Origin of the sequence: Solibacillus sp. FSL W7-1464, assembly GCF_038004425.1 — a bacterium.
Classification (GTDB): Bacteria; Bacillota; Bacilli; order Bacillales_A; family Planococcaceae; genus Solibacillus.
The window spans coordinates 1097816-1116892 of the sequence record NZ_JBBORC010000001.1 but is presented as its reverse complement, the minus strand read 5'-3'; the positions used below and the strand labels follow the sequence as shown (position 1 = coordinate 1116892).

The 19077-nt window shown below is 41.7% G+C and carries 16 protein-coding genes; all 16 read right to left on the bottom strand.

The genetic code is table 11. The features are described 5' to 3' along the window. Nucleotides 1–94: 94 nt before the first annotated feature. The 16 genes from MKZ25_RS05290 to MKZ25_RS05215 all read right to left on the bottom strand — a co-directional run bounded on the left by MKZ25_RS05290 (nt 95) and on the right by MKZ25_RS05215 (nt 19044). Entirely contained in the window at nt 95–1306 is a 1212-nt protein-coding gene (locus MKZ25_RS05290) for an S-layer homology domain-containing protein (protein ID WP_340800538.1), read from the bottom strand. Between the two features lie 412 nt (nt 1307–1718). After that, nucleotides 1719–3272: a ribonuclease Y gene (gene rny / locus MKZ25_RS05285; RefSeq protein ID WP_340800537.1), complete on the bottom strand. Its 1554-nt coding sequence runs from the start codon at nt 3270–3272 to the stop codon at nt 1719–1721. 798 nt (nt 3273–4070) lie between these two features. Then, nucleotides 4071–4334, bottom strand: a complete 264-nt coding sequence (locus MKZ25_RS05280; RefSeq protein WP_340800536.1) for a hypothetical protein — start codon at nt 4332–4334, stop codon at nt 4071–4073. Nucleotides 4335–4408: 74 nt separating this feature from the next. After that, on the bottom strand, nt 4409–5479 hold the full coding sequence (gene recA / locus MKZ25_RS05275) for a recombinase RecA (protein WP_340800535.1): 1071 nt from the start codon (nt 5477–5479) through the stop codon (nt 4409–4411). A gap of 166 nt (nt 5480–5645) precedes the next feature. Further along, nucleotides 5646–6905 carry a competence/damage-inducible protein A gene (locus tag MKZ25_RS05270; RefSeq protein WP_340800534.1) on the bottom strand — a complete coding sequence of 420 codons (1260 nt, stop codon included), beginning with the start codon at nt 6903–6905 and terminating at the stop codon, nt 5646–5648. Between the two features lie 299 nt (nt 6906–7204). Continuing rightward, the gene (gene pgsA, locus MKZ25_RS05265; protein WP_340800533.1) at nt 7205–7783 is read right to left on the bottom strand and encodes a CDP-diacylglycerol--glycerol-3-phosphate 3-phosphatidyltransferase; all 579 of its coding nucleotides are present in this window, start codon (nt 7781–7783) and stop codon (nt 7205–7207) included. A 46-nt stretch (nt 7784–7829) separates the two neighbouring features. Continuing rightward, entirely contained in the window at nt 7830–8744 is a 915-nt protein-coding gene (locus MKZ25_RS05260) for a helix-turn-helix domain-containing protein (protein ID WP_340800532.1), read from the bottom strand. 52 nt (nt 8745–8796) lie between these two features. Beyond that, nucleotides 8797–9585 carry a DUF3388 domain-containing protein gene (locus MKZ25_RS05255; RefSeq protein ID WP_340800531.1) on the bottom strand — a complete coding sequence of 263 codons (789 nt, stop codon included), beginning with the start codon at nt 9583–9585 and terminating at the stop codon, nt 8797–8799. Nucleotides 9586–9864: 279 nt separating this feature from the next. Next, nucleotides 9865–10122 (bottom strand): DUF3243 domain-containing protein, encoded by a 258-nt coding sequence (locus MKZ25_RS05250; protein ID WP_340800530.1) that lies wholly within the window; start codon nt 10120–10122, stop codon nt 9865–9867. 47 nt (nt 10123–10169) lie between these two features. After that, the gene (gene ymfI, locus MKZ25_RS05245) at nt 10170–10898 is read right to left on the bottom strand and encodes an elongation factor P 5-aminopentanone reductase (protein WP_340800529.1); all 729 of its coding nucleotides are present in this window, start codon (nt 10896–10898) and stop codon (nt 10170–10172) included. After that, nucleotides 10895–12199 (bottom strand): EF-P 5-aminopentanol modification-associated protein YfmH, encoded by a 1305-nt coding sequence (gene yfmH, locus MKZ25_RS05240; protein ID WP_340800528.1) that lies wholly within the window; start codon nt 12197–12199, stop codon nt 10895–10897. Before yfmH ends, ymfI begins: the two co-directional genes overlap by 4 nt. Nucleotides 12200–12202: 3 nt before the next feature. Continuing rightward, a complete protein-coding gene (gene yfmF / locus MKZ25_RS05235) occupies nt 12203–13465 on the bottom strand; it encodes an EF-P 5-aminopentanol modification-associated protein YfmF (RefSeq protein WP_340800527.1) in 1263 nt (420 codons plus the stop codon). A 654-nt stretch (nt 13466–14119) separates the two neighbouring features. Further along, nucleotides 14120–15079 (bottom strand): ABC transporter permease, encoded by a 960-nt coding sequence (locus tag MKZ25_RS05230; protein WP_340800526.1) that lies wholly within the window; start codon nt 15077–15079, stop codon nt 14120–14122. Between the two features lies 1 nt (nt 15080). Next, complete coding sequence (locus MKZ25_RS05225) at nt 15081–16130, bottom strand: ABC transporter permease (protein WP_340800525.1); 1050 nt, start codon at nt 16128–16130, stop codon at nt 15081–15083. Further along, complete coding sequence (locus tag MKZ25_RS05220) at nt 16130–17671, bottom strand: ABC transporter ATP-binding protein (protein WP_340800524.1); 1542 nt, start codon at nt 17669–17671, stop codon at nt 16130–16132. Before MKZ25_RS05220 ends, MKZ25_RS05225 begins: the two co-directional genes overlap by 1 nt. A 263-nt stretch (nt 17672–17934) precedes the next feature. Further along, on the bottom strand, nt 17935–19044 hold the full coding sequence (locus tag MKZ25_RS05215; RefSeq protein WP_340800523.1) for a BMP family lipoprotein: 1110 nt from the start codon (nt 19042–19044) through the stop codon (nt 17935–17937). Nucleotides 19045–19077 lie beyond the last annotated feature (33 nt).

The following is a 19077-nucleotide window of genomic DNA, read 5'->3' as shown; positions in this document are numbered from 1 at the left end:
ATACCGCATTGCTCCAGTTTTTCCATATTCATCAAATTATGCTTCTCAATGAAATTCCCTAGAACTATTCGCTCTAGGGAATGTGTTAATTATATTATTGAGCTTTCTTTAATTCAATAGCAATATTTTTAGAAGTACCATCAACATAGTTTAAAGTAATTGTACCTTTGTAGCTATTTGGAGCCGGATCAGCTAAAACTGACCAAATGTTTTCTTCGCCAGTCAATGCTTTAATCTCAGTAATATCATCGGAAGAAATTTTAAGTTCTTTAGCTAAATTTTCAGCAATGGCCGTTAAATCGGCAAGAGAAGAATTTTTGCTGTAGTTGACATTATTCATTGTTACTGAAGATACGATTGCTGTTGTGCCTAAACCTGTGAAGCTATTAAGAACATCATCCGAAATTCCTGCCAATTGCTCTTTCGTAATGTTCGAATCCGCAGTGATCGTTACAGCATCAGCTGTTGCTGCAACATTCACAATACCTGTCTGATCCAATGCATCTAACTTCTGAATTAAAGCATTTTCAAAAGCAGTTTTATCGATCACCGGTGGGATGCCAGGATCTGGTGTTGGTGTCGGTGTTGGCGTTGGTGTCGGCTCTGGTGTTGGTGTTGGCGTTGGTGTTGGCGTTGGTGTCGGTTCTGGCGTTGGTGTCGGAGTCGGCGCTGGTGTCGGCTCTACCGCTCTTTCTGCACGAACAACGAATGATGATAACTGGCCGCGTGTTACGAATGATTTTTCGCCAAAGTACATTGCTGTCATACCGTTTGTTACATTGTTTTCATATAATGCAATGATATGGTCTTTGTAAATCGAGCGTTCTACATCTTTGAATGGAAGTTGATCGCTGTTCGGGTTTAAATTGAACGCTTTCGCAATGATTTTCGCCATTTGACCACGAGTCAGCTTATCGTCCGGACGGTATGAACCGTCTTCAAAACCGTGGATGATGCCTGCTTTTGCCAATGCCGCAATTGCACCGTAGTTTGCGTGGTTCGTAGTAATATCAGTGTAGTTCGGATTTGAAACATTGTTCGTATCCAGGTCCATAATTTCTGCAATAATATGAGCTGCATGACCACGATTAATAGAAATGCCAGGACGGAAAGTACCGTCTCCATAACCTCGGATAATTCCACGCTCTGCCAAATTCATAATGTCTGCATAGTGCACATTCGATTCTTTAACATCTGTAAAGCTGATTGCTGCTTCTGCTTGCGGCGCTAATGCTACGACTGCACCGGTTGCTAAGGTAGTAGTTAGGGCTACATTGAACATTTTTTTGTATGATTGTTTTTTCATGTCAGAACCTCCTAATATTTTTCAAGATAACGAGATTATATCATAGGGATTTCAAAGGTGGAAATATTTGCACAACTTTCTTTCAAAAATTATTATTACGTTAAAAATATTACTTCAAGCTATTTTGAGAATCTATTTTGATTTTGTCTAAAAAACATTAATTTTCAAGGATATGATGAAACTTCGTAATTATAAATTACTATTTCCGAGAAAATTTCATATCACGAAAAGTGTCTCAGTACCTATTTGGAGTCGCTCAAGTAAAGCATGGAATTGGAAATTGTCTTTTTGTAGGTTCCGGCCATTCATTGGAAGAAAAATCATCAAAAAAACATCCACTTCCCTCTTAGAGAGAAATGGATGTCTTTTATTCTATCCTAAATGTACGGATTTTCGATTGTTGATAAGTTACTTATTTCGCATACTCCACCGAACGTGTTTCACGAATAACGGTAACTTTGATGTGACCCGGATAATCGAGTTCTTCTTCAATGCGTTTGCGGATATCTCGCGCTAAACGATGTGATGCCAGATCATCGATTTTTTCTGGTTGTACGATAATTCGTACTTCACGACCTGCTTGGATCGCAAATGATTTTTCAACGCCGTCATAACTTTCAGAGATTTCTTCCAGCTTTTCAAGGCGGCGAATATAGTTTTCCAATGTTTCACTGCGGGCACCTGGGCGGGCTGCTGATAATGCATCGGCTGCTGCTACAAGTACGGCAATGACTGAAGTTGCTTCTGTATCTCCGTGGTGGGAAGCAATCGAGTTAATCACAACTGGGTGTTCTTTATACTTCGTTGCCAGTTCCACACCGATTTCAACGTGGCTTCCTTCGACTTCATGGTCGATCGCTTTACCGATATCATGCAGTAAACCTGCACGACGCGCTAATGTTACATCTTCGCCCAGTTCAGCAGCAAGCAGTCCTGATAAGTGGGCTACTTCGATTGAGTGTTTCAATACATTTTGACCATAGCTTGTACGATACTTCATACGACCAAGGATTTTCATCAAGTCCGGATGCAGGTTATGGATACCTACTTCAAATGTTGTTTGTTCACCTGTTTCGCGGATTTGCTCGTCCACTTCACGGCGGGATTTTTCAACCATTTCCTCGATACGTGCCGGGTGAATACGACCATCTTGAACTAGTTTTTCCAATGCAAGACGAGCTGTTTCACGGCGGATCGGATCAAAGCCGGATAAAATTACGGCTTCAGGTGTATCATCGATAATCAGATCGATACCTGTAAGCGTCTCTAACGTACGGATGTTACGACCTTCACGACCGATAATACGGCCTTTCATCTCATCATTCGGCAGATTTACAACGGACACTGTTGTTTCTGCAACATGGTCAGCTGCAAAGCGTTGTAATGCAAGTGATAAAATTTCTCGAGCCTTTTTGTCTGATTCTTCTTTTGCACGCATTTCCGATTCTTTTGTCATTACAGCGATATCTGTAGAAAGTTCGTTTTCAACTTCCTTCAAGATGACCTCTTTCGCTTCTTCACGAGTCAGTGCTGCAATGCGCTCAAGCTCAGTTTTTTGACTTGCAACAAGTTGTTCTACTTTGCTTTCCATCTGTTCAATATGCTGTTGTCTGCTAGCCAGAGCTTCTTCCTTACGCTCCAGGCTTATCTCTCTTTTGTTCAGAGTATCATCTTTGCGGTCAAGGTTTTCTTCTCTTTGCAATAAACGGTTCTCTTGTTTCTGAAGCTCTCCACGACGGTCACGAATGTCATTTTCCGCTTCAGTTCGAAATTTGTGAGTTTCATCCTTTGCTTCAAGCAGTGCTTCCTTTTTAAGTGCATCCGCTTCACGTTTCGCGTCTTCCACGATTTGTTCGGCAACATGCTTTGCACCAGTCACTTTTGATTCATTCACGTTTTTCATGTAGAAATAGATAACAGCGACACCGACAGCGAATCCTAGCAAAGCAGGGAGTATCATTTCCATATCGTTTCCCTCCTATGCCTATATATGTCTGATGTTCTTTTAGTCGGCATAATATATCTGAATTGTTCAAACATACCGCCTATTCATTTCAAAATTTAGAAATTATACATTTTAATTGTATAGTTCAAAATAAGGTATGTCAAGAATAGCCATGGTTTAAGGGGTTTTTATATTTTGGGGTGGGGGTTGGGTGGAGATGGGTTTTGTATATTGTTGGGTTTCCTGAATTTGATGGGCGGGCTTGGCTTCAGTGCGGCCAGCGGGGTGGCTGGAAGTTTCAGGAGATGCGGCAGGCGGGGTGGCCGAGGCGGCTGGAAGTTCTAATAGATCTTGAAAAGTTCTAATATATTTTTATTTGTTCTAATAAATGTTCAGTCTTCTAATATATCAGGCGCTTCTTCTAATAAGTGTTCCCGATTTTCAAATATCCTCTTCTGATCTTCCAATATCCAGGCGAGATTTTCTAATATACCAAAATTTGTTCTAATAAAAATTCCCGGCAGCATTTTCTCGCCACTTTCCGCACGCAACACTATTCAAAATCAGCATTGGCACAAATGTTTTCTAATAAATGCTTCAAATCTTCTAATATCACTCAGAGTTCTTCTAATAAACTCCATAGATGTTCTAATAAAAGTTCCGGCAAATTCCAGTGCCCACTTGGCGGCCGGAAGTTCTAATATATCTTGAAAAGTTCTAATATATTTTTATTTGTTCTAATAAATGTCCGATCTTCTAATATATCGGGCACTTCTTCTAATAAGTGTTCCCGATTTTCGAATATCCTCTTCTGATCTTCTAATATCCAGGCAGATTTTTTAATATACCAAAATTTGTTCTAATAAAAATTCCCGGCAGCATTTTCTCGCCACTTTCCGCACGCAACGCTATCCAAAATCTGCAACAGCACAAACATTTTCTAATAACCGCTCCTAATCTTCTAATATCCCCCGCAGTTGTTCTAATAAACCCCATAGTTGTTCTAATAAAATCCCCAGGTACAGCACACCCCGCTATCCCATCAATCAAATCCCGCTCCCATCCATCTAACCAAAGCCACAAAACCGCCCTCCCCTGCAAGTCTCCCCAATCCAAAACAAAAACCCAAGCAAAATTCTTCGCTTGGGTCTGCACTATTATTCTTTTTCGTTTTCGAATAATTCTAGTTCGTCCAGTTCTTCTTCATCTGTTGTATCGTTGGCGCCGATTGTGTAGCCGAGTTCGCCGATACCGAAGTGTTGACGGATTTTTTCCGTTACTTCTTCTTTCATTGCAGGGTTTTCTTTGAAGAATTGTTTTACATTTTCGCGACCTTGGCCGATTCGCTCACTGTTGTAAGAATACCAGGAACCGCTTTTTTGGATGATGTCCAGTTCTGCACCGATGTCGACGATTTCGCCTTCTTTTGAAATCCCTTCACCGTACATAATATCAACTTCCGCTGTACGGAATGGTGGTGCTACTTTATTTTTTACGACTTTGATTTTTGTTTTGTTACCGATAATTTCTGTACCTTGCTTGATCGCTTCACCGCGACGTACTTCTAAACGGATAGAAGAGTAGAATTTAAGGGCACGTCCACCTGTTGTTGTTTCCGGGTTACCGAACATAACACCGATTTTTTCACGAACTTGGTTGATGAAAATAGCAAGCGTATTCGATTTGTTGATGACACCCGATAATTTACGTAATGCCTGAGACATTAAACGCGCTTGGAGACCCATGTGCGAGTCACCCATTTCGCCTTCGATCTCTGCTTTTGGCACTAATGCTGCTACAGAGTCGATTACGATAATATCGATCGCGCCAGAACGCACTAATGCTTCCGCGATTTCAAGTGCTTGTTCACCTGTATCCGGCTGTGATAATAATAATTCGTCAATGTTAACGCCCAGTTTTTGTGCGTATACCGGGTCAAGTGCGTGCTCAGCATCGATAAATGCTGCTGTACCGCCGTTAGCCTGAATTTCCGCGATGGCATGTAATGTAACAGTTGTTTTACCAGATGATTCCGGTCCGTAAACTTCTACAATACGTCCGCGCGGGTATCCGCCTATACCTAGTGCTGCATCTATTGCGATAGAGCCTGATGAAGTTGTATCGATTTTGTTGTTCGAGTTTTCACCCAACTTCATGACAGAACCTTTACCGAATTGTTTTTCTATTTGTTTTAACGCCATATCTAATGCTGCTTTACGATCGCTCAAACTATTTCCTCCTTAAGAAAAAGCTTTATTTAACTTATGTCTCTATTATACTTGCTAATGAGATAACATTCAAGAAAAAAGCGAACATATTTTCGCTTTTTCTTTGAATGTTCCTGAATGCCCTTAAACAGCGGACCAAATCGTCTTTTTCAAAACAAACCGACAACTAAATCAATTTTTTGTACCCTTGATTCGCCAGTTCCCTCATTAAATAGCTGAACGTAAACTTCACCGCGCGGATCCGGTTTGTATTTCTTGAACCGGATAATTGCAGTCTGTATGTGAGCGGCTCTGTTTCACCGATCTTAATCCCAACCCAGATCGATCCTGCTGGCTGTCCGTCATGATCGCCCGGTCCTGCTGCACCCGTCAGCCCGACACCGATATCCGTACCGAACTTTTCACGGACTTGTGTCGCCATTGCCGCAGCACATTCACTGCTGACGATTCCGTATTCATCCAGCAGTTCTTCGGAAATACCGAGGTGTTTGATTTTCGCTTCTTTCGTATAGGTTACGACACCGCCGATTAATGCGGACCCGACACCCGGCACTTCTGCCAGCTCAGACTGGAACAGACCGGCCGTTAAACTTTCGGCAGCGGAAACCGTCAATTCATTTTCCAGAAGCATTTGCACAAGTTTGAAGCCTAATGACTCGTCATTTACCCCGTAATAGTATTCCCCGACTATATCGAGTATTTCACGTTTCTTCAATTCAATAAGACGAAATGCCTGTGGTTCGTTTTGCGCTTTTGCCGTAATGCGCAATGTTACTTCACCGTCTGAGGCTAGCGGTGCTACTGTTGGATTTGTCTGTTCATCCAAAATGTTCTGTATGCGGGTTTCCAGATCTGCTTCACCAATGCCGTAAAAGCGTAGCACATGCGATAAAATGACACCGCCGTCATGGAGAAGTGCCGCCAGTTTTGGCTTTGTTTCATATTGGAACATCGGCTCGAGTTCTTTCGGCGGACCCGGAAGCAAAATATAAATGCGGTCATTTTCCTTTAAAAACATACCCGGTGCCATACCGTGCTGATTCAGCAATACATCACAGCCATCCAGCACGAGCGCCTGTTTCCGGTTGTTTTCCGTCATTGGACGTCTTTGCTTCGAGAAAAACTCCTCAATTGCAAACAGCGCCGTTTCGTCGAACACTAGCGTACGATTCAAATGTTTCGCAATCGCTTCCTTCGTCAAATCATCCTTTGTCGGACCTAAACCACCCGAGAAGATAATAAGATCTGCGCGCTGTTCCGCAACTTTGATCGCCTCTAAAAGCCGCGCCTCGTTATCTCCCACAACTGTATGATAATAAACATTGATGCCAAGTTCCGAAAGCTGGCTCGAAATAAATTTCGCGTTCGTGTTGGCGATTTGCCCTAATAATAACTCCGATCCTACCGCTATAATTTCTGCATTCATTCCTAAAACCCCCTAAATATCATATCAATATCGCCTCGGCAAAATTGCAGGCCCACAGGATACGGGTCAGTCAGCGGTTGCCGCACGACGCGACTTTTTTAGGCTGACTTCCTTTCCTTTAAAAAATCTTTGCCATCTGCCAGAGGCTTTTTTTACAGCATTTGCTAAAATAACGGCTGTAAAAAAAACTAGATTAGAAAAACATTCCTCGCCTTCACGAGTCTTGTTCTATCTTTTACGGATACTTATTACTATTACCTATCCTAAAAGAAATTCTAACCTAGTTTTAGAAATTTTATTTATTTTGAATCCAACAGTGCACGACGGTTCAGATAGAAATAATCCCATCCTGACCATACTGTAAAGAACAATGCTACATAAAGCATAATCGTATCAAAAGGTATGCCAACCAATGTAAAAATCGTATTGTGTAAAATCAATGCAGAAATCGCTACGATTTGGGCCCACGTTTTAATTTTACCAAGCTGGTTTGCCGCTACGACTTCCCCTTGTCCTGCTAAAATCAGTCGCAGTCCCGTCACCGCGAACTCACGCGAAATAATGATAATGACAATCCATGCAGGTGCCAGGTCGATTTCCACCAGTAAAATAAAGGCAGCAGAAACGAGCAGCTTGTCTGCAAGCGGGTCCAGAAACTTCCCTAAGTTCGTCACTAAATTATATTTGCGGGCATAGTAGCCGTCTACCCAGTCCGTTGCAGATGCGAAAATAAAAATAAGTGCCCCGACAAAATAGTTCACTTGCATTTCCGCGCCAAACAGCGTCATATTCCCCCAACCGAAATCAAACATCATTACAATCACAAATAGTGGGATTAATAAAATGCGCGAGACTGTAATCTTATTTGGAATGTTCATTTGCTAACACCTTTCATCGAAAGAAAAGAGCCATCTTTAAAGATGACTACTCTCCTTGTTGTTCTTCATTTACTAACTTTAAAATCACGTTTTGCGAAACGAGATCTTGTGCGTATGTTAATTCTACATCATTCACGTAAACTTTTGCCACTTTTGAGTTTCCTAAGCGAATACGTGCATAACCATTTGCAGTTGAATCATGTTCGACAACTTCGCCTGCTTTGTAGACACGTGCCGGCACTTGCTCATTGCGGTTTTCGTTACGAATGCCAACCCATGTATCACCTGATACTACAACACGAACTTTTAAGCTGTCTGTTCCTGATACTTCAAATGTTGAATCTTCACCTTGTACAACACCTTCACTGATCGTTTGAACTGCTTCAGGCTCTTCCGTGACAGGTTCTTCAGGCACCACATTTTCTTCAGTGTCTTCTTCAGCGTCTGCGTCTGTGTCTTCTTCGTTGTCTTCAACAGGTTTTGCTGGTGCTGAATTCGGATTTTGTTCGTATTCAATCGGCTTGTTATCTTCTACTGCATCCGGTACATTGTCCGTTTTTTGGAAGTATAGCGTTGTAATCACGACAATAATGACAATCGCAAACAATGCAACGATCAATTTCGGCATTGCTTCCATCATTTTATTGTTCGATGTCGCTTTCATATTACGGCGACTCGGACTTTGCGTGAACGATTGTGCGACCTCTTCTTTTTGCATTTCCGGAATGTCTTTACGATATTCAGTCAATACTTCATCCGCATCTAAACCAACTGCTTCGGCATACTGCTTAATGAAGGCACGTACATAGAAAGAACCAGGCATAATCGTATAGTTGCCTTCTTCGATTCCTATTAAATAACGTTTCTGGATTTTTGTGATATTTTGCAAATCATCTAAACTATAGCCTCTAGCTAATCTCGCTTCCTTCAAGCGAGCTCCTAGTTCCGTCAAAAAAAACACCTACTTTTAATATATTCAAATAAAGTTGGCACATCATGTACCCTCTTATTCACTAAAAACCAAACCCGCCAAAATGGTCTGTACTCGATAACATATTATTCTTCTCGATAATTTCATATGTTATTTCTTCATCCGGCTCATGGCGCAATTCGATAATATAGTCAAAATCTTCTATTTTATATGATGAATGCTGTACGAACAGATCTGGATGCTCAATGACTTTTATCGTCGGCATACCCATGATTTCCCGAACTAACTGCTGGTGGCGTTCATCCGTCGAGCGACGTGTCACGGCACCATCCAATATAAAAATATTATTCCCATTAAACTCATCGCCCATCAACGCATTGCGGACGGTTTGTTTAATCATAGTAGAAGAAATGAAAATCCATTTTTTATTCGCACAAACACTTGCGGCAACGATCGACTCTGTTTTTCCAACTCGCGGCATTCCACGGATTCCAATTAATTTAGACCCTTCCTTTTTGAATAATTCGGCCATAAAATCAACTAAAATTCCTAATTCGTCACGTACGAACCGGAATGTGTTTTTTTCATCCGCATCTTTGGGGATATAATGTCCATGCCGAACAGCCAATCGATCACGCAGTTTTGGCTCACGAAATCTTGTTACGTTGATATTTTCCATTGTTGAGACGATTGAAATAAAACGCTGGATAGATTCTTCGTTTTCTGTAGATAACAGCATTCCTCGATGCTCCTCATCCACACCGTTAATCGAGACAATATTAACGCGAAGCATTCCTAACAGCGATGCAATATCTCCTAATAAACCTGGTCGATTCACTTGAATTTCATATTCAAAATACCATTCGCCCATTTCGTATCTGTCCCCTCATAATAGAAACGTATTTATTTCTTACAAGTTCCATCATAGCGGATTTTCTACCTATTGAAAAGTTAGAAAGCCACGTTTTTGTTAGTTTTCTTGAAATAATTTTTGAAAAAACATGTTCTAGAAGCATCATTGTTGGACAATCGTGCATTTACAGGTTGAAGATTGGAACTATTAGAAAATCATACAAGTAAATTTCCTCTATGTATACCGAAAAAAATGCCGCTCACTGATACTGTGAGTGACATTTTTTCGTAAAACCAATTAGTGTGTAGCCTTATGTTGAACGAGCTTCATAATGCAGCTTGCAATCGCTTGCTTTTCGTCCTTTTCGGCAACAGACCATAAATCCGATAATACACGCTCTTGTTCGTTTTGGGGGTCAACGTTCTTCGCAAGATACTCACCGATCTGAACTGCGGCTTTCTCAATCATTTTATTAGGCATGCCGCTTTCTTTTGCATCAGATACTTGTTTACCTAAGAAGCTTGTCCATTGTTCCCAGTTTTGTAAAATTCCCATGTGCTTTCCCTCCTCTCGCACAGATAGTATGTGCGGATATCGGGAAATTATATGTACCAGCCACCATTAACACGAATTATTTGTCCTGTTACATAATCGGCGCGGCCGCTCAAATAAAAAGCTGCCATATTTGCAATATCAAGCGCTTCCCCAAATGATTGCAACGGAATTTGGCTTTCGATCATTTCTCGTTCACTGGCATCAAACTTTGCATTCATCTTCGTATTGATGATTCCGGGTGCAATTGCATTAACGCGAATACCGCTATACGCCGCTTCCTGCGAGTAGGCTTTCACGAAGCTGTGCTGAGCACCTTTTACAGCTGAGTACGCTACTTCGCCCGCTGCCCCGACATCACCCCAGATCGAACCGATGACAAGGACATAGCTGACTTTGTTTGCTCGTAATTTGCCTGCAAGCAGGGCCGTCGTCCGCATCGGATTTTGTACATGAACGTGCCAAAGTTTAGTCATTTCCTCTGCTGGCGTATTTTCCAGTAAATCATAAAATGCATGGCCGTTCGCAAAGACGATCGCCTGCAATGAATAAATTTGGGCGGCAATTTGCTCCGCCCCGGTATCGCTGCTGAAATCTGCTTTTACCGGAATAAACTCCTGATCCGGAAAGTTTTCCGAAAACGCCTGAAGCATACTGTCAATGACAGTATGCCCAGTATGATAATGCAGATAGAGTGACCATCCATCCTGTGCTAATTGCTGGCAAATTGCCTGCCCAATCGCTCCGGATGCACCGCAAACTAATGCAAATTTCTTCATTTTTGATAGCGCCCGCTAACCGGCATGATTGTAAATACCGTTTGTTGCTCTTCACCTTGAATCGTTTCAAATGCTTTTTCGATATCTTCGACTGTAATTGTCTCCAGTACCGGTACAACATCGAATAGGTTCATATCGTTGAATTTGTAGCGTGTAAACTGGTTGGCGATAAATTCGATTGAATTCAGGGCACGCAGGAAGAACCCGATTTTTTTGCGTTTAATACGTTCTACATCTTCTGTTGTAAATAGCTTTTCACGTTCTGATTGTGCCATCTTCTCTTTAATCAGTTTGGCAAGCTGCTCGGGCTGTTCAGAATCTGAACCGATCAATCCGAAACCATAGCCGTATTCCAAAGAGAAATCATAGCCGTAAGATTCATCGATCAAGCCGTTTTCATACACATCTGTATAGAACGAAGACGCGCGGCCGAATAAACACTCAACACCGATTTGTACAGCAAGCTCATGCTTCAGCATTTCTTCGCCGCTAAAATCCACTTGCTTCGCCTTTAATCCGACATACACTTTTGGCTTTTGAACATCCATATGAAGCACGCGCTCTTTTTCCGCCACATTTGTTGGTTCTTCATCAAACAAGCGTTTTAAGTCTGTCGGCTCCTGGAATGTTTTTTTGTTTTGGTTGTCTTCTATAAATGCCATCATCTCAACAGGGTCTACTGCACCGATGACGAACATCAGCATGTTTGACGGGTGGTAGAATGTGTTGTAGCAAGTATATAAATGCTCGGCAGTAATTCCGTCGATTGAATCGATCGTGCCGGCAATATCAATTTTCACCGGGTGGTTATGGTACATGTTTTCGATCGCGCCAAAATATAGACGCCAGTCCGGCTGATCATCGTACATCGTAATTTCCTGTCCGATAATGCCTTTTTCTTTATTTACCGTTTCTTCCGTGAAGTACGGCTCCTGTACGAAATTGAGTAATGTTTCCGTACTTTTATAAATATGGTCTGTTGCAGAGAACAGGTAAGCTGTGCGGGTAAATGATGTGAAGGCATTCGCCTGCGCGCCGACTTCACTGAACTTTTGGAATACATCCCCGTCTTCCTTTTCGAACATTTTATGCTCTAAAAAGTGGGCAATCCCGTCCGGTACAGTAACCGGCTCTGTTTCTCCGATCGGTACGAATGTACGGTCAATCGAACCATACTTTGTTGTGAAAGTTACGAATGTTTTTGAAAAGCCTTTTTTCGGCAAAATGTAAACGTCTAATCCATTGTTTAGCTGCTTGTAATATAATGTTTCATCTAGTTGCTGGAATTCAATTGTTTCCATGGATTACTCCCCCTTACCGCATAAGAAATACGTTGCTTCTAATTTAATATCCTGTGCCACTTTCTGCACATCTTCTTTTGACACGGATTGCCAGCGTGCTGTCCACGTATCCATAGTAAACGGTTCGTCTAATGCTTTGTATTGGTCAAAAATTTCAATTTGGCCACGAGGTGAATCCAATGCTTCTTTTAACTGGTTAATAAGCATCGCCTTCGTTTGCGCCAATTCCAAATCGGTAATTTCCCCATTTTGCATCACTTTTAACTGTTCTGCAATTAATTGGCGTGCCTTTTCTTCATTTGCCGGTTCAATACCTGACACGACAAACAGTAATCCATATTGTGAAGAGTAAGAGCTTGATGCATAATAAGCCAAACTTTCTTTTTCACGGACATTCATAAACAATTTTGAATGGGCATACCCGCCAAAGATCCCGTTGAAAATTTGCATTTTCGGGAAGTCTTCATCGCCGAATCGTACAGGTGTCGAGTAGCCGATATGCAGTTTCCCTTGTTTCATTTCCTGCGTTTCTTTCGTGTACGGTTCAACGTTTGCAGGAGTTGTATCTTCTTGTGTCTTTTGTAGCGCATTGCGGTCAGCAAACGGGAACGCTGCTTTTAGCTTTTGCGTCATTTCTTCAACATTAATATCGCCGACAACATAAATATCAATGACATCATTTGCTAGCATATCTTCATATGTTTTTGTCAATGATTGTGGTGTAATTGCTTTTACGGCTTCGATATTTCCGTTTGCAGAAAATGATGCTGCGCTGTTTGGACGGAGGATTTCCGTTAAACGTTTTTGAGCGTAGCGTGATTTGTCATCAAAAATCGACTGGATTCGTTGGATGACCATTTCTTTTTCACGGTTGACGATCGATTCTTTAAACACACCGTTTTCGTAGTTCGGTTTGAAGATCGCTTCCTGGATCAGGTCGATTACTTCATTTAATACATTGCCATGCGATAAATACTGGTCGTTTACTGTTTCGACATTCAAGAGTACGGTATGCTCCTGACCGCGCTTTGCTGTGTCAAAATACAATACTGTGCCGAACAGGTCATCTAAATAGCTTCGATAACTTGCCGATGTTGGAAATTTTTCGTTGCTGTGCTGTAGGACATTCGATAATACTGTACGCTGTGCCGCTGTTTCTTCATTTAATGGTGCTCTCCATTTGACCGAAAAGTTCACCGTTTTGAATTGGGCGGTTTGTCGTATATGAAGCGAAACACCTTTCGCGATTTCTGTTGTTAAAAACAAAAAAACTCCTCCTGACTACCTCGTGAATATAAATATAAATGCTTCTTCTCTACTATACATGTGTTGCCTCAATTTGTGCAAAGTTATTATCCGTACTAAGTGTTCCCTAATTCGTAACATTTATGAATAGAAAGTGTGCAGGTGTTGAAAAATAAAAAAATTAATTTTCTAATAAAATTTCTAGACGCATTTTGCGTTTTTTAATGGGGTCCGTTGTGCTGCGTTCCGGGAGGCCAACACGATGTTGGTCACGAATGCGTTGTCACACGATGTGACGCTCTTAGCATTCGTTCCTTTATTCCTGGGGGCGTGGCTCCAACTAACTTTATGTATGCCTCTACGGCGGCAAACATCAAGTGGATTTTCCGCGCACGCTTAATCCCCAAGGAGTCGGCCCCTCCACTCCGCACAACTCAGTATTAGGATAAAGTTTTGGCTTCTTATTTAATTCGAGGCAAGGTATGCTGAAATTTTATTTCCTTTAAATTCAAAGTTTACGCTTTACTTACTACTTTTCAAGAATACCTAATAGAGTAGTTTCCATTTTAGCCTATGGACGATGCGAAACGGGCCTGAAGCGTGTACTTTATTCACTCCAATTTTTTAAAACAAAAACCGCCTGCACAAATTGACTTTGTACAGACGGTTCTATTATTAGCGTTTTCCTTTGATGTATGGGACGCCTGATGCTTTTGGTGCTACTGCTTTTCCTACGAAGCCTGCTAATGCCAGGATTGTCAGGACATATGGCAGAACTTGCAGAATGACTGGTGGGATTTCCTGAATGTATGGGATGTTCCCGCCACCGATACTTAATGTTTGCGCCAAACCGAAGAATAGTGCAGCACCTAATGTACCGATTGGATGCCATTTACCGAAGATCATTGCGGCAATGGCGATGAATCCTTGTCCGGCTACTGTTGATGCAGAGAAGTCACTTGATGATGTCATCGCTAATGATGCACCACCGACACCTGCTAAAGCCCCTGAGATCATAACGCCGATATAACGCATTTTTGCTACGTTGATCCCCATTGTATCTGCTGCCATCGGGTGTTCCCCGACCGAGCGGATACGCAGGCCGAATGGCATTTTGTAGAGCACGAACCATGCACCGATTGCCACGATGAATGCAATGATTGTTGTTGAATACACGTTATGGAACAGCAGTGGTCCTAAAAACGGTATATCGGCTAAATATGGTATTTCAAAACGTTGTAATGGTGCTTGAACCATATCTGTTTGACCTTTACCGTAAATCAGTTTTACCAGGAAAACCGTGATGGCTGCAGCAAGCATGTTCAGAGCAACACCCGTTACCGTTTGGTCTGCACGGAATGTTACGGCAGCAATTGCAATAATCAGCGAGAAAATTGCTCCTGCCAGCAATGAAGCCAGTAATGCAAGCCAGATTACATTTCTTCCAAAGTCATCATAGTATTCCAGGTTGATATAAATACCTGTAAATGCACCGACGATCATTAACCCTTCAACACCAAGACCAATTACCCCTGCACGCTCCGAGAATAGAGCCCCGATACCTGTTAAAATAAGCGGTGTTGCGTATAAAAGGGCAGAAGGGACGATAAAGTATAACACTTCTAAAAAGCTCATGTTACTTGCCCTCCTTTTTCTTTCCGAATTTCTGTAAACCAACACGTAAAATATAGCCTGAAGCTACGAATAAAATAATTACTGCAATGATGATCGATACGATTTCTTCCGGAATACCTGCTTCGTTCGGCATGTTTAATGAACCGTATTTCAGGGAACCGAATAATGAAGCTCCGAAGAATACACCGATCGGATTGTTTGCACCTAGTAAGGCAACGGCAATCCCGTCGAATCCGATACCGGAAGCCGCAGCTTTAATCGATGCGTTCTGATATGTTCCCAATGCTTCCATCGCACCGCCAAGACCGGCGAATACACCGGAAATTGTCATCGCCAGAATGATGTTGCGGTTTACGTTCATACCCGCATATTCAGCAGCGTTTTTGTTGAACCCTACTGCTTTCAACTCATAGCCGCGCGTTGTTTTCTCTAAAATGAACCACATGACAACAACCATGATCAGTGCCACGATAATCCCTAAGTGAAGACTTGAATTATCCGTAATTTCACGTAACCACTGATTACGTAATGTCGCTGACTCTAAAACTGTCGGCGTTTTGAATCCGCCGTCCGATAATGATTTGATCGCAGCATTTGTTAAATATAATGCTGTGTAGTTTAACATGATCGAAGCGATTACTTCATGTACTTGCAGTTTTGCTTTCAGGAAACCGACGATAAATGCCCAGAATGCACCTGCTGCCGCAGCCGCCAGTAATGCTAATGGCAAGTGGATCACACGTGGTAATCCTTCAATTGCATACCCGACATATGCCGCTGCAAGCCAGCCCATTAACAGCTGACCTTCAACACCGATGTTGAACAGTCCCGTACGGAACGCAAACGCTACTGCAAGACCGGCTAAAATATACGGTGTAATTTGACGAATCGTATTCCCGATAGAATAAGAATCTCCGAAAATACCATTCCATAATGCAGTATAGCCATCGATTGCATCATAGCCGCTGACAACCATGATGATTCCGCCGACGAGTAATCCTAAAACTACCGAAATGAGTGGAACGAGCAGATTCACAACTCGATTTGACATTATTCGTTCCCCTCCTTAACTGCCTTTGCTTTACGTTTTTCACCGGCCATTAATAAGCCCAGTTCTTGCTCAGATGTTTCTTTCGGATAAACCGTATCGACGATTGTTCCATCATAAATAACGGCAATGCGGTCGGATACGTTCATTACTTCATCCAATTCAAACGAAATCAGTAATACGGCTTTTCCTTTATCACGTTGTTCGATTAAACGAGAGTGGATAAATTCAATTGCCCCTACGTCCAATCCGCGAGTAGGAAGTGCTGCGATGAGCAGATCCGGATCACGGTCGACTTCACGTCCGATGATCGCCTTCTGCTGGTTACCGCCTGAAAGCGCACGTGCAGGCGTCATTTCGCCTTGACCTGAACGAACATCATACTCTTTAATGATTTGACGTGCTTTTTCGTTAATTTTTTTATAGTCCATAATTACGCCTTTTGAAATTGGCGATTTATAGTAAGTTTGCAGTGCGATATTATGCCCAATCGGGAAATCCAGAACAAGTCCGTGTTTGTGACGGTCCTGAGGAATATGGCCTACCCCTGTTTCCGTAATTTCACGCGGTTTTAAACCTGTAATATCTTTGCCGCCTAAAGTTACTTTACCGCTCTTAATTTTGCGCAGTCCTGTAATGGCCTCGATCAATTCTGACTGACCATTTCCGTCAATCCCCGCAATACCAACGATTTCACCACGGCGAATCGATAAATTCAGCCCTTTTACTTTTTCGACATCCCGGTAATCCGTTACAACCAGGTTTTCGATTTTGAAGATTTCTTCAGTAGGGTTTGCTTCCCCTTTTTCTGTTTTGAATTCTACTTGTCGGCCTACCATTAATTCCGCAAGCTGGTCCGGGTTTGTTTCATTCGTTACGACTGTTCCAACCCCTTCACCTTTACGGATAATCGTTACACGGTCGGATACTTCCATAATTTCTTTCAGCTTATGCGTAATGATGATAATCGACTTGCCTTCTTTAATCAGAAGTTTTAAAATCGCCATCAATTCCGTAATTTCCTGCGGTGTTAATGATGCAGTCGGCTCGTCAAAAATAAGGATTTCCGCACCTCGGTATAACGTTTTTAAAATTTCTACACGTTGTTGCATTCCGACAGAAATATCTTCAATTTTCGCATATGGATCCACATCCAAGTTGTATTTCTTCGATAATGCAGCAATATCTTTTGCAGCATCTTTAATGTTGATGGCACCCAGTTTAGTAGGTTCGCTTCCTAAAATGATATTTTCAGTAACCGTAAAGTTTTCCACGAGCATAAAGTGCTGGTGCACCATTCCGATTCCTAAATCATTCGCTTTGTTCGGGTCTGTAATTTTTACTGATTCCCCGCGTACTTTGATGTCTCCGGCTTCTGGTTGATAAAGACCGAAAAGTACATTCATTAAAGTCGATTTACCTGCACCGTTTTCCCCTAGTAGTGCATGAATTTCGCCTTTTTTTAACTGGAGGGTGATATTATTGTTTGCTACGAAATTACCGAACTCTTTTCGGATTCCAAGCATTTCAATCACATATTCCACTAGACTCACTCCCTTAGGCTATTTATCTAAAAATTATTTTTATAAAATTAACACATGAAAGATTTTTGGTAAAATCTTTCATCTATTAATTTTTCAGAAGAATTCTACACTAGATTCTTCCATTACTTTACAATTTAATGTAAATATAACGCTTACATTTCTCTCAATACTAAATTTACTGAATATTAAAAATTAACCTGTACATTAGAAAATCATCATAGGGAATAATTCCCCTATGATGATTACTCCATTAAGAATTATTATTACTCTTTAGGTTTTTCTTCTGAAACTGTAATTTCGCCAGAAGCAATTTTCTCTTTATATTCTTCCACTTTATCTAATACTTCTTGAGGAATTGCACCACGAGAATCCGCTAAGCCAACACCGTCTTCAGCTAAACCGTAAACTGTTGTTGTACCGCCCGGGAACTCGCCGTTTTTCGCTTTAGTAGCGATATCCACTACTGCGTTGTTAACACCTTTTAACATAGAAGTTAATGTGATGTTTGTAGAGTCGTCCACTTGACCTTCTGCATACTGGTCAGCGTCAACACCGATTACCCATACGTTAGCGTCCGGATCTTTTGCTTTACGCTCTTTAGCTTCCGAGAATACACCGTTACCAGTACCACCAGCAGCGTGGAAAATAATATCTACGCCAGAAGAGTACATTGAGTTCGCAGCAATTTTACCTTTAGATGCATCATCGAATACGCCTGTGTAGTTCACTTGGATTTCGATATCCGGGTTAACAGCTTTTGCACCTTCGATGAAACCAGCGTGGAAACGGTTGATTACTGGGATATCTGTACCGCCTACGAAACCGATTTTGCCTGATTCAGACATTGAAGCTGCAACAACACCCGCTAAGAAAGCACCTTCTTGCTCTTTGAACAGGATATTCGCTACGTTGTCAGCTGCAACTTCAGCATCGATTAATGCTAACTGTGCATCTGGATTGTCATTAGCGATTTCTTCAATTGCATCACCCATCATGAAACCAACACCGAATACTAAATCGAAGTCACGACGTAATAAGTTGTTTAAGTTTGTGTTGTAGTCAGCATCTGATTGTGATTGTAAGTAATCAAAACCACCGTTACCTTTAGATAAGCCATTGTCAGCACCGAACTTTTGAACACCTTCCCAAGCTGATTGGTTGAATGATTTGTCGTCTACGCCACCAACGTCTGTAACCATTGCGATCGAGAAATCGCCAGAACCTGTGTCAGTGCTTGTTTCAGAACCAGAATTAGAATCATTGTTTGAAGTGTCTTTTGAATCAGTTGACTCTTCGTCAGTTCCGCATGCCGCCAAAATTGCACCAGTTGCTACTACAGAAGAAATTAATAAACCAAATTTACGCTTTTTCATTAATGAGTCCCCCTCAAAGGTAATTGATATTAG